This is a genomic window from Falsibacillus albus (genome assembly GCF_003668575.1).
GTDB classification, from domain to species: Bacteria; Bacillota; Bacilli; order Bacillales; family DSM-25281; genus Falsibacillus; species Falsibacillus albus.
Window position 1 is genome coordinate 298,345 of the sequence record NZ_RCVZ01000001.1, and the last position, 26,373, is coordinate 324,717.

23 protein-coding genes, 1 other RNA gene and 1 other annotated feature are annotated in these 26,373 nt (G+C 43.8%); of the genes, 19 read left to right on the forward strand and 5 right to left on the reverse strand.

The annotated features are described in order from the left end of the window. Positions 1–76 precede the first annotated feature (76 nt). The 6 genes from ruvA to yajC are packed head-to-tail and all read left to right on the forward strand — an operon-like array spanning position 77 to position 4,465. On the forward strand, positions 77–685 hold the full coding sequence (gene ruvA / locus D9X91_RS01450; protein WP_121678773.1) for a Holliday junction branch migration protein RuvA: 609 nt from the start codon (positions 77–79) through the stop codon (positions 683–685). A gap of 20 nt (positions 686–705) precedes the next feature. Then, on the forward strand, positions 706–1,707 hold the full coding sequence (gene ruvB, locus D9X91_RS01455; RefSeq protein ID WP_121678774.1) for a Holliday junction branch migration DNA helicase RuvB: 1,002 nt from the start codon (positions 706–708) through the stop codon (positions 1,705–1,707). Then, positions 1,704–1,910 (forward strand): DUF2905 domain-containing protein, encoded by a 207-nt coding sequence (locus D9X91_RS01460; protein WP_121678775.1) that lies wholly within the window; start codon positions 1,704–1,706, stop codon positions 1,908–1,910. Before ruvB ends, D9X91_RS01460 begins: the two co-directional genes overlap by 4 nt. 21 nt (positions 1,911–1,931) lie before the next feature. Further along, the gene (queA, locus tag D9X91_RS01465; RefSeq protein WP_121678776.1) at positions 1,932–2,960 is read left to right on the forward strand and encodes a tRNA preQ1(34) S-adenosylmethionine ribosyltransferase-isomerase QueA; all 1,029 of its coding nucleotides are present in this window, start codon (positions 1,932–1,934) and stop codon (positions 2,958–2,960) included. Positions 2,961–3,017: 57 nt separating this feature from the next. Next, positions 3,018–4,157: a tRNA guanosine(34) transglycosylase Tgt gene (gene tgt, locus D9X91_RS01470; protein ID WP_121678777.1), complete on the forward strand. Its 1,140-nt coding sequence runs from the start codon at positions 3,018–3,020 to the stop codon at positions 4,155–4,157. A 35-nt stretch (positions 4,158–4,192) separates the two neighbouring features. Beyond that, entirely contained in the window at positions 4,193–4,465 is a 273-nt protein-coding gene (gene yajC / locus D9X91_RS01475) for a preprotein translocase subunit YajC (protein WP_121678778.1), read from the forward strand. Positions 4,466–4,624: 159 nt separating this feature from the next. Here yajC and D9X91_RS01480 read toward each other — a convergent pair whose 3' ends face one another. Beyond that, positions 4,625–5,011 (reverse strand): TIGR04086 family membrane protein, encoded by a 387-nt coding sequence (locus D9X91_RS01480; protein WP_325050490.1) that lies wholly within the window; start codon positions 5,009–5,011, stop codon positions 4,625–4,627. Between the two features lie 175 nt (positions 5,012–5,186). Between D9X91_RS01480 and D9X91_RS01485 the strand changes: the two genes are divergently transcribed. Then, the gene (locus D9X91_RS01485; protein ID WP_233569477.1) at positions 5,187–5,828 is read left to right on the forward strand and encodes a DUF421 domain-containing protein; all 642 of its coding nucleotides are present in this window, start codon (positions 5,187–5,189) and stop codon (positions 5,826–5,828) included. Between the two features lie 22 nt (positions 5,829–5,850). Here the strand turns inward: D9X91_RS01485 and spoVB are convergent, their stop codons facing one another. Continuing rightward, positions 5,851–7,389 (reverse strand): stage V sporulation protein B, encoded by a 1,539-nt coding sequence (gene spoVB, locus D9X91_RS01490; RefSeq protein WP_121679009.1) that lies wholly within the window; start codon positions 7,387–7,389, stop codon positions 5,851–5,853. A 134-nt stretch (positions 7,390–7,523) separates the two neighbouring features. Here spoVB and D9X91_RS01495 point away from each other — a divergent pair, with 134 nt between their 5' ends. The 7 genes from D9X91_RS01495 to dtd all read left to right on the forward strand — a co-directional run bounded on the left by D9X91_RS01495 (position 7,524) and on the right by dtd (position 16,883). Then, positions 7,524–7,838: a post-transcriptional regulator gene (locus D9X91_RS01495; RefSeq protein ID WP_121678780.1), complete on the forward strand. Its 315-nt coding sequence runs from the start codon at positions 7,524–7,526 to the stop codon at positions 7,836–7,838. 148 nt (positions 7,839–7,986) lie between these two features. Further along, entirely contained in the window at positions 7,987–10,254 is a 2,268-nt protein-coding gene (secDF, locus tag D9X91_RS01500; protein WP_121678781.1) for a protein translocase subunit SecDF, read from the forward strand. Positions 10,255–10,370: 116 nt separating this feature from the next. Further along, positions 10,371–10,712, forward strand: coding sequence for a LapA family protein (locus D9X91_RS01505; protein WP_121679010.1), 342 nt, complete (start codon positions 10,371–10,373; stop codon positions 10,710–10,712). Positions 10,713–10,839: 127 nt separating this feature from the next. Continuing rightward, positions 10,840–13,200: a single-stranded-DNA-specific exonuclease RecJ gene (recJ, locus tag D9X91_RS01510; protein WP_121678782.1), complete on the forward strand. Its 2,361-nt coding sequence runs from the start codon at positions 10,840–10,842 to the stop codon at positions 13,198–13,200. Continuing rightward, entirely contained in the window at positions 13,191–13,703 is a 513-nt protein-coding gene (locus D9X91_RS01515) for an adenine phosphoribosyltransferase (RefSeq protein WP_121678783.1), read from the forward strand. Before recJ ends, D9X91_RS01515 begins: the two co-directional genes overlap by 10 nt. Before the next feature lie 517 nt (positions 13,704–14,220). Beyond that, entirely contained in the window at positions 14,221–16,416 is a 2,196-nt protein-coding gene (locus D9X91_RS01520; protein WP_121678784.1) for a RelA/SpoT family protein, read from the forward strand. Between the two features lie 14 nt (positions 16,417–16,430). Continuing rightward, on the forward strand, positions 16,431–16,883 hold the full coding sequence (gene dtd, locus D9X91_RS01525; protein ID WP_121678785.1) for a D-aminoacyl-tRNA deacylase: 453 nt from the start codon (positions 16,431–16,433) through the stop codon (positions 16,881–16,883). 728 nt (positions 16,884–17,611) lie between these two features. On the opposite strand, the gene D9X91_RS01530 is transcribed toward dtd, so the two are convergent. Further along, a complete protein-coding gene (locus D9X91_RS01530; protein WP_121678786.1) occupies positions 17,612–18,541 on the reverse strand; it encodes a nuclease-related domain-containing protein in 930 nt (309 codons plus the stop codon). 203 nt (positions 18,542–18,744) lie between these two features. Continuing rightward, a complete protein-coding gene (locus D9X91_RS01535; protein ID WP_121678787.1) occupies positions 18,745–20,514 on the reverse strand; it encodes an SH3 domain-containing protein in 1,770 nt (589 codons plus the stop codon). Between the two features lie 140 nt (positions 20,515–20,654). Here D9X91_RS01535 and D9X91_RS01540 point away from each other — a divergent pair, with 140 nt between their 5' ends. From D9X91_RS01540 to D9X91_RS01560, 5 genes are all read left to right on the forward strand, one after another. Beyond that, on the forward strand, positions 20,655–20,828 hold the full coding sequence (locus D9X91_RS01540; RefSeq protein WP_121678788.1) for an RNA polymerase subunit sigma-70: 174 nt from the start codon (positions 20,655–20,657) through the stop codon (positions 20,826–20,828). Positions 20,829–20,892: 64 nt separating this feature from the next. Further along, positions 20,893–21,122: a binding site (T-box leader), on the forward strand. A gap of 454 nt (positions 21,123–21,576) precedes the next feature. Continuing rightward, on the forward strand, positions 21,577–22,848 hold the full coding sequence (hisS, locus tag D9X91_RS01545; protein ID WP_121678789.1) for a histidine--tRNA ligase: 1,272 nt from the start codon (positions 21,577–21,579) through the stop codon (positions 22,846–22,848). 14 nt (positions 22,849–22,862) lie between these two features. Further along, positions 22,863–24,641, forward strand: a complete 1,779-nt coding sequence (gene aspS, locus D9X91_RS01550; protein WP_121678790.1) for an aspartate--tRNA ligase — start codon at positions 22,863–22,865, stop codon at positions 24,639–24,641. 79 nt (positions 24,642–24,720) lie between these two features. Next, a non-coding RNA gene (gene ssrS, locus D9X91_RS01555) (6S RNA) lies at positions 24,721–24,905 on the forward strand. Positions 24,906–25,122: 217 nt separating this feature from the next. Beyond that, the gene (locus D9X91_RS01560) at positions 25,123–25,890 is read left to right on the forward strand and encodes a tRNA threonylcarbamoyladenosine dehydratase (protein ID WP_121678791.1); all 768 of its coding nucleotides are present in this window, start codon (positions 25,123–25,125) and stop codon (positions 25,888–25,890) included. 35 nt (positions 25,891–25,925) lie between these two features. Here the strand turns inward: D9X91_RS01560 and D9X91_RS01565 are convergent, their stop codons facing one another. Next, complete coding sequence (locus tag D9X91_RS01565; protein WP_158598209.1) at positions 25,926–26,369, reverse strand: Myb-like DNA-binding domain-containing protein; 444 nt, start codon at positions 26,367–26,369, stop codon at positions 25,926–25,928. Between the last annotated feature and the right edge of the window lie 4 nt (positions 26,370–26,373).

Sequence of the window (26,373 nt, forward strand, 5' to 3'; positions counted from 1 at the left end):
GGCTGTTTTCATTCCTTCAAGGTCAAAAAAATGATATGATAAAATGAGGTATTGACTGAAAAGGGAGAGAAATAGCTTGTACGAATACATTAAAGGTACGGTCGAAAGGGTTGGGCCGGAATATATTGTACTCGATAACAATGGAATCGGTTATCAAATATTCACCTCCAACCCCTTCTCATTTTCCAAGTTCCAAGAGGAAACGACCGTCATATATACATATCAGCATGTCCGGGAAGATATTATGGCATTATATGGATTTCATACATTGGAGGAAAAGAATCTATTTACACGGTTATTGAATGTTTCAGGCATCGGGCCAAAAGGGGCCTTGGCAATTCTTGCATCTGGTCAACCTGAACAGGTGATTGATGCCATCGAGAATGAAGATGAAGCATTTCTTGTGAAATTTCCGGGTGTGGGCAAAAAAACTGCCCGTCAAATGATCCTGGACCTGAAAGGGAAACTCCAAGACATTGTTCCTGATTATTTCCCTAACTTATTCACTTCAGAAAAGTTTGAAGAAAAAACTATGGCTTCCAAGCAGCTGGATGAGGCAATCCTTGCATTAAAGGCACTTGGCTATTCCGAAAAGGAAATCAAGAAGATTACACCTTCTTTGCAGAAGGAAGAACTCACAACGGATGAGTATATTAAGCTTGGGCTGAAGAAGCTTCTAAAGTAAAGGAAAGGGGGGCATGATCAATGGAGGAACGAATCGTTTCCGGTGAAGCGGACATTCAGGATCTTTCTTTGGAACAGAGCCTGCGGCCGCAAACATTGAAACAATATATCGGTCAGGATAAGGTGAAGCAAAACTTGGCAATTTTCATCGAGGCAGCCAAATTAAGACAAGAAACACTGGATCACGTTTTACTTTATGGTCCCCCTGGCCTAGGGAAGACGACTTTGGCTGCGGTGATTGCAAATGAAATGGGCGTAAATTTACGGACGACTTCAGGACCAGCCATTGAACGTCCAGGTGATTTAGCCGCTATTTTAACAGCGCTTGAACCAGGAGATGTTTTGTTCATAGATGAAATACACCGGCTCCCGAGGTCCATTGAAGAAGTACTTTATCCCGCCATGGAGGATTTTTGCTTGGACATCGTCATTGGAAAAGGTCCAAGTGCAAGGTCAGTCCGCCTCGATCTTCCTCCATTCACCCTTGTAGGGGCCACTACGAGGGCAGGGGCATTGTCTGCACCATTGAGGGACAGGTTTGGGGTATTAAGCAGACTTGAGTACTACACGGAGCAGCAATTGACGGATATTGTGGTCAGGACAGCGGAAATATTCGATACGGAAATCGATGGGCATGGAGCTGGTGAAATCGCCCGCAGATCAAGGGGGACTCCGAGAATCGCCAATCGTTTACTGAAAAGGGTCAGGGATTACGCTCAAGTGAGGGGAGACGGCTCAATCACCTACTCGCTTTCCGATGAAGCCCTTCAGCTTCTGCAGGTTGACCGTTTAGGGCTTGATCATATTGACCATAAATTATTAAGAGGAATTATCGAACGATTCAAAGGCGGCCCGGTCGGGTTGGATACGATAGCTGCCAGCATCGGGGAGGAATCCCATACGATTGAAGATGTATACGAGCCTTATTTGCTGCAGATCGGGTTTATCCAAAGGACCCCCAGGGGCAGGATCGTTTCGGATCTGGCCTACCGACACTTCAATTTGCAGGCGCCTGCAAAATGAGTCAATTATCCAAGTGGGTCATGACGGCTGGCGTCCTTTTATTGATAGTCGGATTCCTTTTGAATTTCATTAAACTGGGAAGACTGCCAGGCGATTTCATTTTCAAAAAAGGGAACACGACCTTTTATTTTCCCATGATGACTTCCATTATCGTGAGCATTATTTTATCGGCAATATTCTATTTTTTAGGTAGATGGAAATAAACAAGAGAAAAGGTGACAGCATTGAAAGTAGATTTATTCGACTTTGACTTACCAGAAGAATTGATCGCACAGACCCCGTTAGAGGATCGTACATCCAGTCGATTGATGGTCTTGGACAAAAAAGATGGTTCATTGACACATGATCATTTTCACGGGATCACCAAATATTTGCAGGAAGGGGATTGCCTTGTCCTTAACGATACACGCGTCCTCCCTGCAAGATTGTTTGGCGAGAAAAGCGACACAGGAGCAAGTATAGAAATCCTCCTTTTGAAACAGGAGAGCGGGGATGTGTGGGAAACGCTTGTCAAACCTGCAAAGCGTGTGAAGATCGGCACAGTCATTACATTTGGAGATGGAAGGCTGAGGGCTGAGTGCGTTGGATTGAAGGAGCACGGTGGTAGATTGATGGAATTCCAATATGAAGGGATTTTTTATGAAATCTTGGAATCATTGGGCGACATGCCCCTTCCCCCATACATAAAGGAAAAACTCGATGATCGTGAACGTTATCAAACCGTCTATGCCCGTGAACGTGGTTCTGCTGCCGCACCGACCGCCGGCCTCCATTTTACTCAAGAGCTGTTGAAGGAAATAGAGAGCATGGGTGTGCATATTGCTTTTATTACTTTGCATGTTGGTCTAGGCACATTCCGTCCTGTATCTGTAGAAGATCTGCAAGAGCATGAAATGCACGCTGAGTTTTACCAAGTCACCGAAGGTACGGCGCGGTTGCTCAACGAGGTCCATGAAAGCGGTGGAAGGATCATCTCAGTCGGCACCACTTCAACAAGGACATTGGAAACGATAGCAGCCGCCAATGATGGCAAGTTTGCTGCTGACAGCGGTTGGACGAACATCTTCATTTATCCGGGCTATGAATTCAAGGCAATCGATGGGATGATCACAAATTTTCACCTTCCGAAATCCACACTGATTATGCTGGTGAGTGCACTGGCCGGAAGGGAAAATGTTTTGCATGCATATAATACGGCCGTCAAAGAGCGTTATCGATTCTTTAGTTTCGGTGATGCAATGTTAATTAAATGAAATGATGACAATACTGCCTTTATGACAACTTAGAAGATTGGAAGGAGAAATATATCATTGACAGCAATCAGATACGAACTAATCAAAACCTGTAAGCAAACAGGCGCAAGACTGGGGATTATCCATACCCCGCACGGATCCTTTGAAACTCCGATGTTTATGCCTGTCGGGACTCTTGCCACGGTAAAAACCATGTCACCTGAAGAATTAAAACAGATGGGTGCGGGCATCATTTTAAGTAATACGTACCATCTATGGCTAAGGCCTGGACATGAAATTGTGAAAGAGGCTGGCGGACTGCATAAATTCATGAACTGGGATCAGCCGATTTTAACAGATTCCGGCGGTTTCCAGGTATTCAGCTTGAGTGAATTTCGGAATATTGAAGAAGAAGGGGTGCACTTCCGCAATCATTTAAATGGAGACAAGCTCTTCCTTTCGCCTGAGAAAGCCATGGAAATCCAGAATGCTCTCGGTTCTGATATCATGATGGCATTTGACGAATGCCCGCCATATCCAGCCAGCTTCGAGTATATGAAGAAGTCGGTTGAAAGGACTTCCAGATGGGCAGAGCGATGCTTGACGGCCCATCAAAGGCCAGCAGACCAAGGCCTCTTTGGAATCGTCCAAGGGGGAGAGTATGAAGAGCTTCGCCAAATGAGTGCAAAGGACTTGGTATCAATGGATTTCCCCGGTTATGCAGTAGGTGGATTATCCGTGGGGGAACCAAAAGATGTGATGAATCGTGTGCTCGAATTCACCACACCGCTGCTGCCAGACAATAAACCACGCTATTTGATGGGCGTCGGATCTCCGGATTCCCTGATCGATGGAGCCATGAGAGGAATCGATATGTTCGACTGCGTCCTTCCTTCAAGAATCGCCCGTAATGGCACACTTATGACAAGCAGCGGAAGACTGGTCGTGAAAAATGCTAAATTTGCCCGTGATTTCGGACCATTGGATGAAAACTGTGATTGCTACACATGCCGCAATTACTCAAGAGCGTATATCCGCCATCTCATCAAATGTGATGAAACATTCGGAATCCGACTTACGACTTATCATAATCTATATTTTCTGTTAAACTTAATGAAGCAAGTCAGACAAGCGATTCGTGAAGATCGTCTAGGTGACTTCAGAGAAGAGTTTTTCGAAAAGTACGGATTTAATCAGCCGGGGGCGAAAAACTTCTAATAAACATTTTATAGCTTGAAAGGAGGGAAAAAGAGATGCAAGGATTATTAGGTACAGTGGGACCATTGCTGCTGATGTTCGTTTTATTTTATTTCCTGTTGATCCGTCCACAACAGAAGCGCCAAAAAGCAGTAAGAGAAATGCAGAGTGATTTGCAAAAAGGCGATAAAATCGTGACAATCGGCGGGGTCCACGGAACAGTGGATGCAATCGATGAAGGCACAATCGTTCTTTTGAGCGGTGATGGATCACGATTGACTTTTGATCGTGCCGCCATTCGTGAAGTGAAGGAATCTGTTAAGAAATAAGAAAGAATGTATACATACGACATTCAAAAGAAGAGGCTATCCCATACTGGTGCCAGGCACTAATGGGATGCCTCTTTTTCTTTTTATTAGGCTGCCTTCTAAAAGATTGTTGTTAACAGCCATTCATAATAATAAAGGATGTTTCCAGCTTTAAATCGCTTATTCCCTGGCTGAGGATATGTTGACTCCGAGGACGCCGCCCATCATGGCGGTGATGATAAAACATCCGTGGTAGATCATTTGTTTCATGGAGAACAAAGTATCATAGCCTAAATATTGAAACAAGAAGATGCATAAGGAGTAAATCAAACCGGTCAATCCTCCGAGCATCAGCCCTTTTTGCTTCCCTTTGCCCCCCGTAATGAAGCCTCCTGCAAACAAACTGATAAATGAAACGACTGTCACAAGTACGCTGATTGACGATTCCTGTAATGATGTGAACCGTAAAATCAATGAGAAAATAAGACTGGATACCATGGCCAGAATTAAAATGGCCGCTAGTCCATATAATACAGAACTGCCTAATTTTTTCGCTTCGATCTGAATTCTCCCCCTTCTAAACCTGCATGTAGAAAATGACCTAGTACAAGCATATTCAAAAGAATTCGATTTAGAATTCGAATTTTAACTAATTTTGGCATGAAGGTTTTAAACGCTCTTTGGGATAATAAGGAATACATGCCCATTTAATATCAATGCATGGAAATGGGGGGAAGAATGCGTGTATGGAATCATCATTGTCAGGACCATTTTTTTATATGTCGTGATTTTGCTCATATTCCGCTTGATGGGAAAAAGGGAAATCGGTGAGTTAAGCATTCTTGATTTAGTTGTCTTCATCATGATTGCCGAAATGGCAGTCATGGCGATCGAGCAGCCTACAGATGCATTAATGAACACATTGCTGCCGATGATTGTCCTATTGTTGATCCAGATTACTTTGGCATGGATATCGATGAAAAGCAAACGATTCAGGGATTTGGTCGATGGCAAGCCTACCATCCTCATCAATAAGGGCAAAATAGACGAGGGTATGATGAGGAAGCAAAGGTATAACTTCGATGATCTTTTGCTGCAATTAAGGGAAAACAATGTAAGCAATATTGCAGATGTCGAGTTTGCCATTCTAGAACCGTCAGGCAAGCTGTCTGTCATCGAAAAAGATAAAAATACGAACGAACAAGATATCACACTTCCGCTTATCCTTGATGGGGAAATCAATGAAGAAAATATAAAAACAATAGGAAAAAGTTTATTTTGGCTCAGAAAGGAATTGAAGGACCGGGGATATCCCAATACAAAGGATATTTCTTTCTGCAGTTATCAGAATGGTGAATTTTACATTGATTTGACGGATCAATGAGGAGGGGTGGCCCCTCCTGTCATCATCTTCGGAAAAAAGGGAGCATCTTCAAATCTTGTTTACTGATTAATCCGAATATCCAAATCAGCATAGTGTAGAGGAGACTCATGAACAAAATGCCGAATAAAACACGGAAAACAATAGGACTGCCGGTAAAACTGATTTGATAGATCCAGTAGCTGCATGCACCGGCCAAACAAATGGCAATTGCGAATTTAAGATAATCCCGTACATAGATGGTAAATGGAATCACCTTCAATACGGTTGAAAAATGGAGCAATGTAACAAGTAATGTACCGACGACAATACCGAGGGCAGCACCGTTGATTCCGAAATGAGGCTGTGTGGCCAAGGCAAAAATGACGCCTGTTTTCACGACAGCACCAATGAGGCTGTTCACCATTGCGGCTCTGGCTAGATTCAATGCTTGAAGAACGGCTTGAAGAGGGCCCTGATAATAATAGAAAATGAAAAAAGGAGCCATGAGTTTAATAAAGTCTGCCCCATTTTTTGAACCGTACATGATGAGCATCAGCGGTTCGGCAAATACATATAGAATGATCACTGCGAGCCCGCCTGTGATCAATGAAAAACGAAGCGCCTGCTGTAGTCTATGCTCGACCATCCTATAATTTTTTTTCGAATTGGCTTCACTGATGGCCGGCACCAAAGAGGTCGACAGTGACACCGTGATAAAGGAAGGCAGCATGAGCAGCGGCAGGGCGTAGCCTGTCAAAGCACCGTATTGCTTTGTGGCTGCAGTGGCTGCAACCCCTGCAATCGCTAAGCTGTGAGAAACAACAATCGGCTCAAAAAACCAGGAAAGGGATCCAATCATTCTGCTTCCTGTGGCGGGCAGCGCAACACTCAACAATTCAGCCAAAGTCTGTTTCCCTGATGATATGGATTTAAAAAAGTGCTTTCTCACTTTAAACTTCTTCTTCAACTTGAACATCGCAAACAAATAGATCAATGAGGATAATTCCCCAAATACCGAGGCAATCATCGCACCGGCCGCTGCATATTCAATGCCATAAGGCAAAAATGCTTTAGTCATGACGGCAATCAACGTTATTCTGACCACCTGTTCGATCACCTGTGAATAAGCGGCAGGCTTCATGTTCTGCCTTCCCTGGAAGTAGCCCCTTATGACGGAAGAAATGGCGATGATCGGTACGATCGGCGCAATTGCCACCAGCGGATAATAGGTTCTTGGGTCGGTAAAGAGGGTCTTGGAAAGATAGGGTGCCAGCAGGATCAACCCAGGCGTGAAAATGATCGATAGCGTTAATGTAATAGCTAGCGATACAGCCAATATCTTTTTGATTTTCTTAAAGTCTCCCTGTGCTTCCGCTTCTGCCACATTTTTGGAAATAGCAACCGGGATCCCCATCTGTGTGATTGTGATCACAAGTATCAATGTGGGAAACGCCATCATGAATAGGCCAACGCCTTCTTCCCCTATAAACCGTGCAACGACAATCCTATTGATAAATCCCAGTACCCTGGTAACGAGCCCTGCAGCCATCAATATCAACGTACCCCTCAGAAACTTGGACATTCCATTCCCTGCCTTCTCAAATCTGGTAATATCATATACAATTATGTATATGCACCAAATTGGACAAAGCATGACAAGTTCTCATTTCAAAAGGCCTTTGTAATTCCTAATAAACCATGATCGGGGAGAAATGTATGAAAGATGGACGGCATCCTTATGATTCGTTTTATGAATCTTTAGAACCGGTGTTATCTAGCAAAATAGATGAATTTGTACTGATTGGCTACGGAAAGATTACGAAAAAGGAACTATGGGAATACTTGACGAAAAAAAAGTGGAAAAAACCAGAACCTGGAATCCGCCTTCATCAGCTTGTTCATGAAGTTTTGACCATTAAAACAAGTGATTACATGACATTTGCCACGGTTGAAGCGTATCGTTCCCCGAACTGGTTTACTGAATTGGATCAAGAAGAGCTTCAGGAATTATTGCATCCAAATGGAAAATAAAATGGTTAAAAAGAAAAATTGACACCGTTTTTTTTCTAATACATAATGAGAATGTTGGTAATATTTTGGTACGGTGCGTCTTATTGAGTATAATGGGTCACAAGTATGCATTTCCGTGCTCAAGAAGTGAAAGGTGGATTTATACATAATGGTAAAAAGAAGCAGAATCGTTGCATTTTTTCTGATACTTGTTTTGTTCGCAAGTTTAATGGGCGCAACGACCCAGAATATTATTCATAATATTAAGCTTGGCTTGGACCTTCAAGGCGGCTTTGAAGTACTTTATCAAGTGAAGCCGGCCAAAAAAGGCCAGAAAATCACGAAGGATGTCGTAAAGGATACCGCTAATGCGCTGGAAAGGCGTGTCAATGTCATCGGTGTAAGTGAACCGAACATCCAAATTGAAGGAAAGGACCGTATCCGTGTCCAATTAGCTGGAGTGGAAAACCAGAACGAAGCCAGAAAATTATTGTCCACCCAAGCAAATTTAACCTTCCGTGATGTAAATGATAAAGTACGTTTGAGCGGTTCCGACCTTGTTGCCGGAAAAGCACAGCAAACGTTCGATAAAAACAATCAACCCATCGTCACCTTGCAGCTTAAAGACCGCAGCAAATTTTACAAGTTGACAAAAGAGCTTTCCCAAAAGCCTGAAGGGGAAAATAAATTAGTCATTTGGCTGGATTACGAAAAAGGAAAGGATTCGTATAAACAGGAAGCAGGCAAAGCGGATCCAAAATTTTTATCCGACCCGCGGGTTACGAAACCGATTAATTCTTCCGATGTGCAAATCGAAGGGAATTTCACGCTTAAAGAAGCTCAAAATTTAGCTGCGCTTCTTAACGCCGGTGCTCTCCCCGTAAAACTGAAAGAGGAATATTCTACTTCCGTCGGTGCAAAATTCGGGGCACAGGCAATGAATAAAACCGTATATGCAGGCATCGCTGGCATCTTGGTCATATTCTTGTTCATGATCTTTTACTATCGCTTGCCAGGATTCATTGCAACCATTACGCTTTCAATTTATATTTACTTGATCCTTCTCATCTTTGATTGGATGAACGGGGTATTGACCCTCCCGGGAATTGCGGCCCTCATACTCGGAGTCGGGATGGCGGTTGACGCCAACATCATCACCTATGAACGGATCAAAGAAGAAATCAAGGTCGGAAAGTCCATTCGTGCAGCATTCCAGGCAGGGAATAAATCTTCCTTCATGGCAATCCTGGATGCCAACTTGACGACAATCCTTGCAGGCATCGTTCTTTTTGCCTACGGGACAAGTTCTGTAAAAGGATTTGCAACAATGTTGATCGTCAGTATTTTGGCGAGCTTCATCACTGCTGTTTTCGGATCCCGTCTATTCCTTGGACTGTGGATTAACAGCAGGGCAGTCAAGAACAAGCCGGGCTGGTTTGGTGTCAAACGCTCCGAAGTGAAAGATATTGCAGAAAACTATGACACACTTGATCTTCCGACTAAGTTTGACAAATTGGACTTTGTACGCCATCACCGTAAGTTCTTTGCTATTTCTGCAGGACTGATCACGGCCGGGATCATCGTACTTGCGATTTTTAAATTAAATTTGGGAATTGATTTCGCCAGCGGTACAAGGGCTGAAATTTTGGCGAAAAAGCCATTGACAACCGAGCAAATCAAATCTGATTTAGATAAAATCAATATGCCTGCAGATACGGTCGTTTTGGCTGGGAATAAGCAGGACATCGGCGTGGTGCGCTATAAAACGGTTTTGAGCCAAAAGCAAATAGCCGATTTAAAAACATATTTCAATAAGAAATACGGAGCCGAGCCGAATGTAAGTACGGTATCGCCGACAATCGGGAAAGAGCTTGCCAAAAATGCCATGATTGCCGTTGCGATTGCTTCGGTCGGAATCATCATTTATGTCACACTGCGATTCGAGATCTACATGGCACTTGCGGCAATTGTCGCCTTGCTCCATGATGCATTCTTCATCATCGCCGTATTCAGCTTGACACGCCTTGAAGTGGATATAACCTTCATTGCAGCTGTGTTGACGATCGTCGGTTATTCAATCAACGATACGATTGTCACCTTTGACCGGATCCGTGAAAATATGGGCAAAAAACGCAGGATCAAAAAGCCGGAGGAATTGGACGAAGTCGTCAACCAAAGTGTGCGCCAAACATTGACTCGATCCGTCAATACCGTATTGACTGTCGTGATCACGGTTGTTGCCCTCCTTATCTTTGGAAGCGAGTCGATCCGAAACTTCTCCATCGCATTATTGATCGGCCTGATCGCAGGAACCTACTCTTCCATCTTCATTGCTTCACAGCTTTGGCTTGTATGGAAGAAACGTGAATTAAAGAAAAAAGGCACATTGAAAACCGTTAAAGACAAGAAAAAGTGGAGCGATGAGCCTCAAGTTTGATATAAAACCCGCAGCTATGCTGCGGGTTTATTCATTCTATTTGGCAAATTGTTAATACACATATTAGAATGGGTATATCATTATTACATAAAGTCAGTGGAGGGAAGGTGAATAAAGTGAAATTTCAATGGGCATTGATATTTGGCATCGTCTTTGCATTGATTGTTGCAATCTTCGCAGTCATTAATGTAGATAACGTGGAAGTGAATTATTTATTTGGTACGGCTCAATGGCCGCTTATTTTGGTTATTTTAGGTTCCGTATTCATGGGAGGCATCATCATCGGCACTGTAGGATTGGTGAGAATGTATTCTCTGCAGCGTAAAGTGAAACAATTGGAAAAGCAAAATGCCCAATTGCATGCCCAATTGGACAGCAGCAATGATGATGCCCAAAAAACTCTGAAAACCAAGAAAAAGACTGCACCGGATCATATGATCGGAACGGACTCCGAGTAACATAAGCAGATTAGAAAGGATTGCCTTGCCAGGGAAAACCTGATTCCCATAAGGCAGTCCTTTTTCTTGCATTGAAAGCAATGGTGCTCTCTTGTATAATAAGATGGTCTAAGGGGTGAACGTACGTATGCTAAAATCCAAATCAAGATGGATGGTTAAAGATAATGATGAAGCACATATAAATAACTTGGTGGACAAATTACATATCAAACCTCTTGTTGCTTCACTGCTTGTAAACCGGGGATTGACAGATCCAGTTCGAGCAAGTGATTTTTTATTTGGGGAAGATGTTTTTCATGATCCATTTTTATTAACCGATATGGATATCACAGTCGAAAGAATCAAGCGCGCTATACAGGGGAATGAACCGATTTTGGTATTCGGCGATTATGATGCAGACGGTGTCAGCAGTACGACAGTCATGATGACCGTTCTTCGCGATCTTGGGGCTGATGTTGAGTTCTATATACCGAATCGATTCTCTGAAGGGTATGGCCCCAATGAATCAGCATTTCGCATGGCGAAAGATAAGGGTTTCAACTTGATCATTACGGTGGATACCGGGATTTCTGCATTGCACGAAGCAAAGGTGGCAAAAGAACTGGGGATCGATTTGATCATCACGGATCATCACGAGCCTGGCCCGATTCTGCCTGATGCATTCGCCATCATTCATCCAAAAAGAGAAGATAGCCAATATCCATTTTCAGATCTGGCAGGTGTAGGGGTTGCCTTCAAACTGGCACATGCCCTCTACGGAAGCCTTCCTGAAGAGTTGCTGGAGATTGCTGCAATCGGAACGATAGCGGATTTAGTACCGTTGCAAGGAGAAAATCGATCGATCGTGAAAAAAGGCCTGGCAAAGCTTAGATCTTCAAGCCGTCCCGGGATAAAGGCTTTGGTTCAAATTGCAGGTGCTTCTCAATCAGAAATTACGGAAGAAACAGTCGGGTTTGCGATTGGACCAAGAATTAATGCAGTTGGCAGATTGGGAGATGCCGATCCCGCAGTCGAGCTGCTGCTCACGGAATCGATAGAAGCAGCCAAGGAGATGGCGCAGGAAATTGACGCAATCAATAAAGAACGGCAGTCCATCGTCAGTGAAATTACCGCCGAAGCCGTTGAAATGGTCTTGAATGAATATCCGCCTGAAGAGAATCCGGTGCTTGTCATTGGTAAGGAAGGCTGGAATGCTGGGGTCATCGGCATTGTTGCTTCAAGGTTGGTCGAGCAATTTTACCGTCCTACCATCGTCCTCAGCTATGATCCGGAAAGTGGAAAAGCAAAAGGCTCCGCCCGAAGCATAGCCGGTTTCGACCTGTTCAAAAACCTTTCCACCTGCAGGGAAATCCTGCCGCATTTCGGCGGCCATCCAATGGCTGCAGGGATGACGCTCTCGATCGAAGATGTCCCTCAATTAAGGGAGCGCTTGTGCGAATTGGCAGTGGATCAATTGTCTGAAGAAGATTTTACACCGATTACAGAAGTCGACGGGACCATCGGTATTGAAGATGTACACTTGGATTCAATCAAGGAGCTTGACCTGCTTTCCCCATTCGGAGTCAGCAATCCCAAGCCGAAAATGCTCTTGAAAAACCTTGATCTTGCAGCCATAAAGAAGATAGGTGCAAATCAAACTCATCTAAAGCTTGTTTTATCCAAAGGCCAGCATTCTCTCGATGGAGTCGGATTTGGCCTGGGCGATGCGGCAGATCATATCTCCCCATTATCGAAGGTTTCCTTGATCGGTGAGCTCTCGATAAATGAATGGAATAATATCCGCAAACCCCAAGTTTTTGTACAGGATATTCATATTGAGGAAGGACAGCTTTTTGATGTGCGAGGGATCAGGCATATCGATAAATGGATGTCAAAGGTTCCAACGAAGCAAAGACGTTTGATCGCCTTCCATCCGGAATCAATGAATCTGCTGAGGAACACGAGTGAAGATGTCATTATTATTCAGAGTGAAGAAGAAGCAAGCCGATTGGATATTAATGAAGCCAATGTAGTATTATTGGATTTGCCGCCAAATCGCTCCATTCTTGAAGCCTTGCTATCTGAAAGCATCCCGAGCCGGATTTATGCTTATTTTCATCATATAGAGGATCATTTCTTCAGTACAATGCCTAAAAGGGATCATTTCAAATGGTATTATGCATTCCTCAAAAGCAAAGGGCAATTTGACCTTAATCGATTTGGCGATCAGTTGGCAAAACATCGCGGCTGGTCAAGGCAAACGATTGATTTTATGTCACAGGTGTTTTTTGAGTTAGATTTTGTTACAATAAACAATGGATTTGTTTCTATTAATCCTTCAAATGATAAAAAGGATTTATCTGAATCAAAAACATATCAAATGAAGCAATCACAATTTAAATTGGAAAATGAACTACTTTATTCATCATATCAGGAACTGAAGGCTTGGTTTGATGAACGTACCTTATGGTCTGTTCATAATGAGGAGGAAGCTGAAGCATGGATTTAAAACAATTTATCACAATTGTTCCAGACTGGCCAAAACCAGGAATAAAATTTAAAGATATCACCACCCTTATGGATAATGGTGATGCTTATAAATATGCGACCGATCAAATCGTTGAATATGCGAAGGAAAAAGAAATCGATCTTGTTGTCGGTCCCGAAGCGCGCGGATTCATCATCGGCTGCCCTGTAGCCTATTCTTTGGGCGTCGGCTTTGCACCGGTCAGAAAAGAAGGAAAGCTGCCAAGGGAAACCATCAAGGTCGACTATGGCTTGGAGTATGGCAAGGACGTATTAACCATCCACAAAGATGCCATCAAGCCCGGCCAGCGCGTCCTGATTACAGATGATTTATTGGCGACTGGCGGAACGATCGAAGCGACGATCAAATTGGTTGAGGACCTTGGAGGAATCGTAGCTGGAATCGCTTTCCTTATTGAATTGACCTATTTAGATGGACGTAATAAATTAGATGATTACGATATTTTGACATTAATGCAATTTTAAGCAATTGCATATCATTTAGAGTGCTCCCCTTTTGGCAGGAGTGCTCTTTATTTTTATTTTTGCTCTGTTAAACACCGCTGTTGATTTCCGTGCAAGTCTTTGCTGGGGGGGCTCACCTGTCTAGCTCTGGGGCTTAGGGGCTCGAGGTCATAAGACGAATCTGTCAAAAAGGCAAAGGACGCCTTTCCGTCAGATTCGTTTTATGCTTGTCGCCACAGGCAAAGACCCGCCGCTTTTCGAACTGTCCCGCTAATCCCGCCGGATTCTTCGTCTTGCACTCCAATCAACAGCTGGAAACGGGCTAATATCAACCCAAATCTTTAACAGAGGATATATTTTTTATTTGCGCCTTCAAGTACTGTTTTGACCGTCGATGTTCAGATATTTTTCGACATATTTAGTCTAATTCTGTAAAAATCCTAGTCTTTGGCTTTACATCTTAACTTTTTTTTTCGATAATAGTAACAATAATCATTAATTTATAAAAAATTTATTTTTCATAAAGGTGAGTTCCCATATGGCGAAAGACCAAGTATTAACCGCCGAGCAAGTTATAGAGCGTACAACTGAATATTTAAATAAAGAGAACGTTGATATGGTAAAAAAGGCATATGAATTTGCGGCTTCTGCACACAAAGAACAGTACCGAAAATCTGGTGAGCCTTATATCATCCACCCTATCCAGGTGGCCGGGATATTGGCTGATTTAGAGATGGATCCAGCGACAGTCGCAGCTGGTTTTCTTCATGATGTCGTCGAAGATACATCCATCACCCTTGAGGAAATAAAGGATGCCTTCAATGAAGAAGTAGCCATGCTGGTTGATGGTGTCACAAAATTAGGGAAGATCAAGTACAAATCCCAGGAAGAACAGCAAGCTGAAAACCATCGCAAAATGTTCGTTGCCATGGCACAGGACATCCGGGTCATCTTGATCAAGCTTGCCGACCGCCTTCACAATATGAGGACACTGAAGCATCTTCCTTTGGAAAAGCAAAGGCGGATCGCCAATGAAACATTAGAGATCTTTGCCCCGTTGGCCCATCGCCTGGGGATTTCAAAAATCAAATGGGAGCTTGAAGATACAGCTCTAAGATATTTAAACCCGCAGCAGTATTACCGCATCGTCAATCTAATGAAAAAGAAGAGGGACGAAAGGGAGCAATATTTGGAGGATGTCATCACAGATGTCACTGATCGCCTCGGTGAAGTCACCATTGATGCTGAAATATCAGGCCGCCCAAAACACATTTACAGCATTTACAGAAAGATGGCGCTGCAAAATAAACAATTTAATGAGATCTATGACCTTCTCGCGGTAAGGATCATCGTGGACAGCATAAAGGACTGCTATGCCGTTTTGGGCATCATCCATACATGCTGGAAGCCGATGCCGGGCCGCTTCAAGGATTATATCGCCATGCCGAAACCGAACATGTATCAATCGCTTCATACGACGGTAATCGGACCTAAAGGCGATCCGCTCGAGGTTCAGATCAGAACGTCGGAGATGCATCAAATTGCTGAGTACGGGGTTGCGGCTCACTGGGCATACAAAGAAGGTAAAGCCGTCGATGACGAGGTAGCCTTCGATAAGAAGCTGACGTGGTTCAGGGAAATCCTCGAGTTTCAAAATGATTCTGCGAACGCGGAAGAGTTCATGGAATCACTGAAAATCGATTTATTTTCCGATATGGTCTTCGTATTCACGCCAAAAGGAGACGTCATCGAGCTTCCTTCCGGATCTGTACCGATCGATTTTGCCTACCGCATACATTCCGAGATCGGGAATAAAACAATCGGGGCAAAAATCAATGGCAAAATGGTCACTCTTGATTACAAATTAAAGACTGGTGACATCATTGAAATATTAACGTCCAAACATTCTTATGGCCCTAGCCAAGACTGGTTGAAATTAGCACAGACTTCGCAGGCAAAAAATAAAATCCGCCAATTTTTCAAAAAGCAGCGGAGAGATGAAAACATTGAAAAAGGCCGAGAATTGGTCGAAAAAGAAATCAAAGCGGCAGACTTTGAATTGAAAGAAATCTTGACTCCTGAAAACCTAAAAAGGGTGGCTGAAAAATTCAACTTCTCCCATGAGGATGATATGTATGCAGCTGTTGGCTACAACGGCATCACCGCTGCACAAATCGCCACCCGGTTGACAGAAAGGCTCCGTAAAAAGAGGGACATGGAAGAAACGACGATCAAAGAAGCCGTTTCGGAATTAAAATCCTTCCCGACGAACAAAAAGCGCGACGCTGGAGTGAAGGTAAAGGGAATCGACAATCTGTTAATCCGATTATCCCGCTGCTGCAGTCCTGTGCCAGGGGATGAAATCGTCGGCTTCATCACAAAAGGCCGGGGTGTATCCGTACATCGCGCGGACTGCCCGAACGTCCAGACCGAAGAAGGTGCATCCAGCAGGCTCATTCCGGTGGAATGGGAGAGTGATAGTGCCAAACGGAAGGAATATAACGTTGACATCGAAATTACCGGCTATGACCGCAGGGGCTTGCTCAATGAAGTCCTGCAAGCCGTCAATGAGACAAAAACAAACATCACAGCCGTTTCAGGCAGATCGGACCGAAATAAAGTGGCGACGATCATCATGTCCATTTCCATTCATAATGTAAGCCACTTGCATAAGGTTGTCGAACGCATCAAGCAAATTCCGGATATTTATGCCGTGCGAAGAATCATGAATTAAGGGGCTTCCAAACAATGAAAATAGTTTTACAGCGAACGAAAAAAGCAAGCGTCACCGTAAACGAGGAAGTGATTGGGGCCATCGATCATGGCTTTGTGCTATTGGTCGGCATCACCCATGGGGATACCATTGATGATGCAAAATACTTGGCAGAAAAAATCGTGAATTTAAGAGTGTTTGAGGATGACAATGGCAAAATGAATCACTCTTTGAAAGATGTAGAAGGACAAATTTTGTCTATCTCCCAATTCACACTATACGGAGATTGCCGCAAGGGCAGGCGTCCGAATTTCATGGAAGCTGCCCCACCGGATACAGCTGAACCTCTGTACGATGCTTTCAACGAACTTCTGCGCAGCCAAGGCGTTCCTGTTGAAACGGGTTCTTTTGGCGCAATGATGGATGTCCAGCTCGTGAACGATGGGCCAGTAACATTGATTGTTGAAAGTCAATCGGGGAAGAAATGATTCGGATAGAAGAAGAGCAAGGCTTTGGCCTTGCTCTTTTTTTGTTTGGGGACATGATGATTCAAATAGAGGTATGTTGCCCAAGTGAGCGTCCAAAAGCAGAACCCGGTCATCAAGCAGGTGGTTTGATGCCCAAGTGAGCGTCCAAAAGCAGAACCCGGTCATCAAACAGGTGGTTTGAAGCCCGAGAGTTAGTCCAAAAGCAGAAGCTGGTCACCAAGCGGGTGGTTTGATGCCCAAGTGAGCGTCCAAAAGCAGAACCCGGTCATCAAACAGGTGGTTTGATGCCTAGGTGAGCGGCAAAAAGCAGAACCCGGTCATCAAGCAGGTGGTTTGATGCCCAAGTGAGCATCCAAAAGCAGAACCCGGTCATCAAGCAGGTGGTTTGATGCCCAAGTGAGCGTCCAAAAGCAGAACCCGTTCATCAAGCAGGTGGTTTGATGCCCAAGTGAGCGTCCAAAAGCAGAACCCGGTCATCAAACAGGCGGTTTGATGACCGAGAGTTAGTCCAGAAGCTCAACCCGGTCATCAAACAGGTGGTTTGATGCCCAAGTGAGCGTCCAAAAGCAGAACCCGTTCATCAAGCAGGTGGTTTGATGCCCAAGTGAGCGGCAAAAAGCTGAAATCGGTAATCAAGTAGGATCGGTCACCAAAATCCGCTTTAGTTCTAAGAGATAGGTTCTAAGAGATATCACTAAAAGCTGTATTAAAACTCAGCACTGATGTCATTAATTCTCTACAATATTCTTCCTGGAGATATATTGAGCTTTTCTAGCATGGCCTATGAGGAGGAAATGCTTTCTTAAAACTTTTCTTATGATCTTTTTCGATGTAATTCCACCACACCATTCATGAATCGCATTGGTGGTGATTGCTTTTTTCGGGAAAAGCATACGATATTCAAAAATACTTCGAAGAATGGCCTCATTGCTATTTTCCTTTAGGCTGCATTTTTTACAAACTATCATATTTTCCACTAGATAATTGTTATCAGATCTACAGTTTTCACATAGGATTCCCTTTTGTAAGTCATCGTAATGAAATTTAGGTAAGCGTGAATATGGGGAATCAACGATGTGCTGTGAGGCAATTCGTTCAGCAAGCTCAATTTGTTGTTTATTCACGTCCGCCGCCTTCCTCTGTATCTTCTCCCCAAATCGATTGAGCTGTGCGGGAAACACAATGGGCAGGCTTTGTGGAGCGTTATAAAGATGGAATTCAGGATTGATGAAAATCAGATAAGATTCAATGTGGGTTTTAATGCCGAGTTCCTGGAGCAGTTTTCGAAGGAGGTATTCATTTTTTCTCAGTTGAAGGAGGGGATTTTTTATTTCTGCATTCGCTGCCGTGTACCATCTATCACTTTCCAAATAATAATCGCCTTCATAGTTTTTGATTTCAAAGTTGAATAAAACATTTTGACTGAGGGCCATGGAGTCAATTTGAAAAATAGTATGATTGGTTTCTAGGAGTAAATCGTTCAGGATCAGCAGGCGTTGTGAGTAGGGTGTGAACCATTGGTCAAAAGCAATTTCCCCCTCATATCCTTTTTCTAAATTCAAATAGTAAATCATTTCTCTCTCCGGCATCTTCACACGTGCTGCCAAAATTCGATGAAGCACCAATTCAGCGGGTTCTGTCCTTTTCTTGATCTCCATATTTCATCTCCTATCTGGTTTGATACTACCATTTTAAGGAAAGTGATTTTTGATCTCAACTAAAAAATTCATGGTGGTTGTTTTGTAGGGTCGGGAACCTCGTTGTCTCGGTTCTTCCGTGAAATTTGGGGCATTTTAGCCAAGGGGTTCCACCGTAGAAATCAAAAAAGAAGGAAGCCATTCGCTTCCTCCTTTTCGCATCATCAATGGAAATAGTTCACCAATCCATTATATATCCCCGTTGACACGAGTTCTTTGTACTGTTTTGAGAGGATGGTCGCTTCTTCAGTGGAGTTGCTCAAATATCCAAGCTCCATCAAGGTTGCCGGCTGTGAATTTTCACGGATCACGTGGAAGTCGCCGAAACGCACACCTCTGTCCCTCAGACCGATTTGATTGGATACTCCTGCATCCAATGCATCAGCAAGGGATTGTTGATAATCATGGTAATAATAAGTCGTATGCCCATTGACGCTGTGATCCGAACTGCTGTCGAAATGTATGCTGATGAATGCGTCTGCATTTTGACTTTGGGCGACGGATACCCTTGATGGAAGGGAGACATATCTGTCATCACTCCTGGTCAACATGACATTGGCCCCTGCGTTGCTTAATTTATCATAAAGCAATTGGGCAGTCTGCAGGGTCATCATTTTTTCGAGCGTTCCCCTGTTTCCGGTTGTACCGTTGTCCCTTCCACCGTGTCCCGGATCGATGATAATGGTTTTGCCTTCGATGGAACCATGGTTGGACGGATTTTGCTTACCGGAATGATTTGATTCCACATTGCCGCTCGATACAATCCAACCGGCAATGAAAGCGGTCTGTCCATTGGATAAATAGATTTCAAGCCAGTCTCCACGGCTGCTTTTAATTTTAAAGGTATCGCCTGCATTTGCCCTTTGGACGATGGAAGACTGGACGGAAGGCTGCTGTCTAATGTTTGTGCCATTGTACAAGACGGTCACATTACCCTCTGAGCTCGTTTTTGCTTCGTTGTTCTGGGAGCTGAGGGACTTCTCCATGAACCATCCCGCGACCCAGCCGTATTGGCCTGAATTAAGCTTGATTTTGATCCAATCATTTTGTTCTTCAGCCACTTGATAAGATTCACCGGTATTGACTGTTCCGATGACCTGTCCGTTCAATGAAGGGGTGCTTCTGACATTCAAGCCGCTGACGTTTACTGTTGCGGTCAGGGCAGAATGCGAATCCCCATCCGAGCTGCTTTTGCTTCCGGTTGAGGAAGTGCTAGCTGTTTCCACATAGCGGTCGCTGATCCAAGCCGTATCACCGCCGTATTGAATTTGATCCCAGCCTGACTGGGAAGAGATGATTCCCACCTTATCGCCTTTACGCAAAGATCCAACGATTTCACTTTCAGTATCCGGCTTCGAACGGGCATTTAAGTACTCAGCGGTAATGATGCCTGTTGATGACGCAGATTCAGCGCCGGCCGGGGAACTTTGACTATTTGATGCAGCAGTTTTTTGCACGTAGCTGCTGTATACCCAGCCATTCTGGCCATTCGCCTTGATTTTCAGCCAATTTCCTGAAGCTTGTATAATTTCCACGGTATCATTCTTAGAAAGAATAGAAAGAATGGAATCACTTGTGCTTGGTCCGCTTCTTAAGCGCAGGCTGTCGACCGTGATTTTACCTGTATTCCCGGAACTGGAAGCTGCAGTTGAATCCCCGACCTTTGAAACGAGCCATGAAGCGACCCATCCCTTTTTGAAAGGAGAGAGCTCGATCTGGATCCAATCTCCTTGCTTTCCAACCATTGAATAAGTTTCACCCTTATGTATTTGACTGATTACGGAATATGTCAGTCCCGGACCTTCACGTACATTCAAAGGGCTGACGCCGATTTTCACCTTTTCACCGCCTGCCGCTGCAACGGAGGCATTGGCCATAAATGATGAAAAGGCCAGTAATATAATCAGCAATGTAGAAAATCCTTTTTTACCCATTTATGCACCACCTTTTATGATTTTGGGTGAACTTTCCCGTATTATATATTCTCGATAAAATCCGAATCTCCTTTTTGCGGGTAAGAAAATATGAAAATGGAGAAGATAGAACTAGACACTCGGAAAGGGGAAATGGTCATATGAGATTCGGTGATAAACAATCGATGAACATTCACGGCGATCGGTTGTACGGAATGGATTTCCATCAATTTATTGAGAGGGAAAGTGAAGCGACAACAATTGAACTTGCATCGGAATTCGGTTTGACCTTGCGCGATGTGCAAAATTTAAAAAGAAAATTGGAAAGATCTTAAAAAAAAGCAAAATCGCCTTGACAATTGAAGGAAGGCGCTCGTATTATATAGTAACAAAATCAAAAATGATCCGGTGAGGAAGAGAAGTAATTAAGAACCATATGACTAGAGAGGAAATGCCTTGGCTGAAAGCATTTCTGCATGTTGGCTTAATGAATGACACTTCTTAGGATTTTCCCTGAAAAGCTGGTCTCAGTAAGGGAAGTACGTATTCAGGCGTTAACTGTCAAAGAGGAAGCTTATTTTATGCTTCAATTAGGGTGGCACCACGGGAATCAAACTCTCGTCCCTTGTAAAATGCAATTTTTACAAGGGACCGGGAGTTTTTTTATTTTTAGGCTTTGTTAAACACCGCTGTTGATTTCCGTGCAAGACTTCGCTTTCCGCGGGGTCTCACACGAAGTGAGGTCGTTCGATGTTGGCACAGGAAGTGCCGAACTTAATCGAACATCCGACCAAGCTCTCCTCGCTTCGCTGCGGGGTCTCACCTATCTAGCTCTGGGGCTTAGGGGCTCGAGGTCATAAGCCGATTCTGTCAAAAAGGCAAAGGACGTCTTTCCGTCAGATTCGTTTTATGCTTGTCGCCCCTAGGCAAAGCCCCGCCGCTTTTCTAACTGTCCCGCTAATCCCGCCGGAGTCTTCGTCTTGCACTCCAATCAACAGTTGGAAACAGGATACTATCAACACCATGCTTTATCTGAGCCTTATTATTAAAATAAAAATCAAATGATGGAGGAGTATAGGAGATATGTCGATACAAATTCCTCGAGGAACACAGGATATACTGCCGGGTGAAGTTGAAAAATGGCAGTACGTAGAAGAAATTGCCAAAGAATTGTGCAAAAAGTTCAATTATAAAGAAATCCGCACACCAATTTTTGAACACACTGAGTTATTTTTGCGTGGAGTGGGCGACACGACAGATATCGTGCAAAAAGAAATGTATTCTTTTGAAGACCGAGGCGGCAGAGATATCACCCTTCGTCCTGAAGGAACTGCTTCAGTAGCAAGATCTTATATAGAAAATAAGATGTTCGGAAATCCGAACCAGCCTGTCAAACTTTACTACAATGGTCCGATGTTCCGCTATGAACGTCCACAGGCCGGAAGGTTCAGGCAGTTTGTCCAGTTCGGGATCGAGGCCTTGGGCAGTCAGGATCCAGCCATTGATGCAGAAGTCATTTCATTGGCAATGTCCCTATATCGGGAAGTCGGACTCAAGAGCTTGAAGCTTGTGATCAATAGCCTGGGGGATAAAGAAAGCAGGACGGCTCATCGTGAAGCCTTGATCCAACATTTCAAACCAAGGATTGGGGAGTTTTGCGGGGATTGTCAAAACAGGCTTGAAAAAAATCCATTAAGGATTTTAGATTGCAAAAAAGATAGGGACCATGAACTGATGGGGACGGCTCCATCCATTCTTGAATACTTAAATGAAGATTCCAAGGATTACTTCAATAAAGTACAAAGTTACTTAAGCGCTTTGGGAATCGATTTTGAAGTCGATCCCACCCTTGTACGCGGGCTTGACTACTATAATCATACTGCGTTCGAAATCATGAGCAACGCGGAAGGATTCGGTTCCATTACCACACTTTGCGGCGGCGGTCGCTATAATGGGTTGATCCAGGAAATCGGCGGACCAGAAACACCGGGAATCGGTTTTGGATTGAGCATTGAGCGGTTATTGGCGGCAATCGAAGCAGAAGGGGTTGAATTGCCTTTCCAATCACAAGTCGATTGTTACTTTGTTGCATTGGGTGAAGAAGCAAAGGATGCAGCAGTAGAATTGCTGTTTAATGTAAGGAAAGCAGGCTTCTCTGCGGAAAAAGATTACCAGGACCGAAAAATCAAGGCTCAATTCAAGGCAGCAGACAGAATCAACTCCCGATTCGTCGCTGTCCTCGGGGAAGATGAGCTGAAACAAAATAAAATCAATGTGAAAAATATGGAGACAGGCGACCAGGTGGAGCTTCCCCTTCAGGATTTCGTTTCAGCATTTAAAGAGTTGGCACAATAAAGGAGGAAATGCAAATGTACGGCAGAACATACTATTGTGGAGAAGTAACGGAACAAAATATTGGCGAAACGGTTACACTGAAAGGCTGGGTACAAAAACGCAGGGACTTGGGCGGCTTGATTTTCATCGATTTGCGCGACCGCACGGGAATCGTACAGGTCGTGTTCAATCCAGATGGCTCAAAGGAAGCGCTTGAAACAGCGGAAAAGGTCCGAAACGAATATGTACTTGATATCAAAGGCAAGGTTGTTGCGCGTGAAGAGGGAACGGTGAACCCGAATCTGAACACGGGCAAAATCGAAATCCAAGTGAACGAAATCAACATTTTAAACGAAGCGAAAACTCCTCCTTTCGTTATTTCCGACGCAGCTGATGTTTCGGAAGAATTAAGACTGAAATATCGCTACTTGGATTTAAGAAGACCTGTCATGTATGAAACACTCAAGATGAGACATGATGTCACAAAATCCTTCCGAAATTTCCTGGACAATGAAGGATTTTTGGATATTGAAACACCGATCTTGACGAAAAGCACTCCAGAAGGCGCGCGAGACTATCTAGTCCCTAGCCGTGTACACCCTGGAGAGTTTTATGCATTGCCGCAGTCGCCGCAGATTTTTAAGCAGATGCTGATGGTTTCCGGCTTTGAAAAATATTATCAAATTGCACGCTGCTTCCGGGATGAAGATTTGAGGGCGGACAGACAGCCTGAATTCACTCAAATCGATATCGAGACCAGCTTCATGTCCCAGGAAGATATCATTGAAATGGTTGAACGAATGATGTCCAAGCTGATGAAAGAGTTGAAAGGATTTGAAGTGCCTTCCTCTTTCCCGAGGATGACTTACGATGAAGCGATGAGCCGCTATGGATCGGATAAACCTGACACCCGTTTTGAAATGGAATTAGTGGATGTTTCGGAGCTCGTAAAAGATTCTGGCTTTAAAGTATTTGCCGGAACGGTTGCTAGCGGTGGACAAGTAAAGGCCATTAATGTAAAAGGGGCTGCAGACAAATATTCACGTAAAGACATTGACGCATTGACAGAATTTGTTTCAAGATATGGTGCAAAAGGTCTAGCATGGTTAAAAGTCGAAGCTGAAGGATTGAAAGGACCGATTTCAAAATTCTTCCCTGAACAAGAGCAGCAGGCGCTATCCTCCACGTTATCTGCTGAAGCTGGAGACCTCCTGTTATTTGTAGCAGATAAGAAATCTGTCGTTGCAGATGCCCTCGGTGCGTTGCGCATGAAACTTGGAAAAGAATTAAACCTAATCGATGAAAGCAAATATAATTTCCTTTGGGTAACAGATTGGCCGCTGCTGGAATACGACGAAGAAGAAGGGCGCTACTATGCTGCTCATCATCCTTTCACAATGCCGGTGAGGGAAGATCTTTCCCTTCTCGATTCAAATCCTGAAGAAGTAAGAGCGGAAGCATATGACCTTGTTTTGAACGGTTATGAATTAGGCGGTGGATCGCTCCGTATCTTTGAAAGGGATATTCAGGAAAAGATGTTTGCTGTCCTAGGATTTACGCCTGAACAGGCAAGAGAGCAATTTGGATTCCTGCTGGATGCGTTTGATTACGGCACCCCTCCGCACGGCGGGATTGCGCTGGGCTTGGACAGACTTGTCATGCTGTTGGCCGGCCGCACGAACTTAAGGGATACGATCGCCTTCCCTAAAACAGCAAGTGCCAGCTGCTTACTTACAAATGCTCCTGGTGAAGTCAGCGAAGCGCAGCTTGAGGATCTGAACTTGGCATTGAATATTCCAAAAGTTGAATCCTAAACTGCCATTTGTAATATTTTGGAGAATGCTTTAGAATTGAAAATCGTTCTTTCTTGTGGTACTATTTTTACAACGACGACGAGTCCTGATGTGTGCGTTGTTCTACCTAACAGTTTTGACCGAACACTTTGAACAACGGGAGTTTGAGTTTCCAGACGGCGTACATGCCTCCATGAGGACTTACAAAGCCTGGAGCAGAACACCCACCTGCCGAGAGCGGGTTCAAAACGAAGGATTTTATCCGACGGCACAATTGGGACCTCGTCAACCTTATATGAGTATAAAACCTCTCTATTTTTAGAGAGGTTTTTTTGTTTTATGCATTTTCAGATGGGTAGATATAAGATTAATCCATATTTGTCATTATCACGGGGAGCAAAGGTGCTTTTAATCCTATCGGAAAGGTTGCTTTAATGGCTTGAATCGTTTATTCTAATTCAGGAATCATATTAAATGAAATATAATTTGGAGTTGATTTTCGATGCTTCATCAGTTTTCGCGAAATGAATTGGCCATGGGAAAAGATGGCCTGGACATACTGAAAAATAGTACCGTTGCCGTGCTCGGAATCGGGGGTGTAGGTTCTTTTGCAGCTGAGGCGCTGGCAAGGTCGGGAGTCGGTCGTTTGATCCTCGTCGATAAAGACGATGTGGATATCACCAATATCAATCGTCAAATACATGCTCTGCTTTCGACGGTTGGAAAACCAAAAGCAGATTTAATGAAAGAGCGGATCAAGGATATCAACCCGGAATGTGAAGTAATTTCCTTGAAAATGTTCTATACGGAAGAGACATACGAACAATTCTTCAGCTATGATCTCGATTTTGTCGTGGATGCTTCCGATACGATTTCCTACAAAATTCATTTAATGAAGGAATGCTTGAAGCGGGATATCGCGATCATTTCAAGTATGGGGGCTGCCAATAAATCCGATCCGACACGCTTCAAAGTCGAGGATATTTCTAAAACGCATACAGATCCGATTGCAAAGGTCATTCGTCTGCGACTTCGCAAAGAAGGAATCCGCAAAGGCATTCCTGTTGTGTTCTCGGATGAAAGTCCGATTGTTATCCGTGAAGAAATCCGCAAAGAAGTCGGCAATGATGAAGCGGAAATCCGGAAGGCAAAAATGCCGCCATCTTCAAATGCATTTGTTCCATCCGTTTCCGGGTTGATCATGGCTGGATACGTCATTGACAAACTTCTGACCGAAAACGGCATTAAAATGAAGAGAGTCAACGACTAAGCTGAATAGGCCGATTTAGAAAAAGCTCATTTCATTTAATGTAATGAGCTTTTTGGCATTTGGGATGCAGCGTCTTCAAATGCGGAAAGAAGCACTTGATACTCTTTTTGTTGAAGAATATAGCGATGAAGGCTCTTTTCGTATTCTTTGTTCAGTTCTCCATGCTTTTCAAACAGTTTCTGTCTTTCTTCTTTCAGTTTTTGGTTTGCTGTTTGAAGCTTTTCTCCTTCATGACATTGTATGAGGAATTCAATACACTCTTCCAAGCTGACGGTTGAGGAGTCGGTGCTGGTGGGCATACTCTTCTTTTTTAAGATTGACATCCACCTATGTTTACAAGCACCGGGCGAACGATTCAGCTTTTTCCCTGCTTCCTCAAATGCTTCTTTTTGCATTAATCCCCGTCTTTTGAACGAATGAACAAGTTCCTTTAAAATTTCTTCTTCTTTAGGGGTCCACGGATCTTTTCTTTTATTCACGATC

Excerpts from the sequence above, each read along its gene's own strand:
- secDF (WP_121678781.1), top strand. The coding sequence starts at position 7,987 with ATGGTAAAAAGAAGCAGAATCGTTGCATTTTTTCTGATACTTGTTTTG.
- D9X91_RS01530 (WP_121678786.1), bottom strand. The coding sequence starts at position 18,541 with ATGGAGATCAAGAAAAGGACAGAACCCGCTGAATTGGTGCTTCATCGA.
- spoVB (WP_121679009.1), bottom strand. The coding sequence starts at position 7,389 with ATGTCCAAGTTTCTGAGGGGTACGTTGATATTGATGGCTGCAGGGCTC.
- aspS (WP_121678790.1), top strand. The coding sequence starts at position 22,863 with ATGTACGGCAGAACATACTATTGTGGAGAAGTAACGGAACAAAATATT.
- hisS (WP_121678789.1), top strand. The coding sequence starts at position 21,577 with ATGTCGATACAAATTCCTCGAGGAACACAGGATATACTGCCGGGTGAA.
- D9X91_RS01495 (WP_121678780.1), top strand. The coding sequence starts at position 7,524 with ATGAAAGATGGACGGCATCCTTATGATTCGTTTTATGAATCTTTAGAA.
- D9X91_RS01540 (WP_121678788.1), top strand. The coding sequence starts at position 20,655 with ATGAGATTCGGTGATAAACAATCGATGAACATTCACGGCGATCGGTTG.
- yajC (WP_121678778.1), top strand. The coding sequence starts at position 4,193 with ATGCAAGGATTATTAGGTACAGTGGGACCATTGCTGCTGATGTTCGTT.
- D9X91_RS01520 (WP_121678784.1), top strand. The coding sequence starts at position 14,221 with ATGGCGAAAGACCAAGTATTAACCGCCGAGCAAGTTATAGAGCGTACA.
- dtd (WP_121678785.1), top strand. The coding sequence starts at position 16,431 with ATGAAAATAGTTTTACAGCGAACGAAAAAAGCAAGCGTCACCGTAAAC.
- D9X91_RS01460 (WP_121678775.1), top strand. The coding sequence starts at position 1,704 with ATGAGTCAATTATCCAAGTGGGTCATGACGGCTGGCGTCCTTTTATTG.
- D9X91_RS01515 (WP_121678783.1), top strand. The coding sequence starts at position 13,191 with ATGGATTTAAAACAATTTATCACAATTGTTCCAGACTGGCCAAAACCA.
- D9X91_RS01535 (WP_121678787.1), bottom strand. The coding sequence starts at position 20,514 with ATGGGTAAAAAAGGATTTTCTACATTGCTGATTATATTACTGGCCTTT.
- ruvB (WP_121678774.1), top strand. The coding sequence starts at position 706 with ATGGAGGAACGAATCGTTTCCGGTGAAGCGGACATTCAGGATCTTTCT.
- recJ (WP_121678782.1), top strand. The coding sequence starts at position 10,840 with ATGCTAAAATCCAAATCAAGATGGATGGTTAAAGATAATGATGAAGCA.
- D9X91_RS01560 (WP_121678791.1), top strand. The coding sequence starts at position 25,123 with ATGCTTCATCAGTTTTCGCGAAATGAATTGGCCATGGGAAAAGATGGC.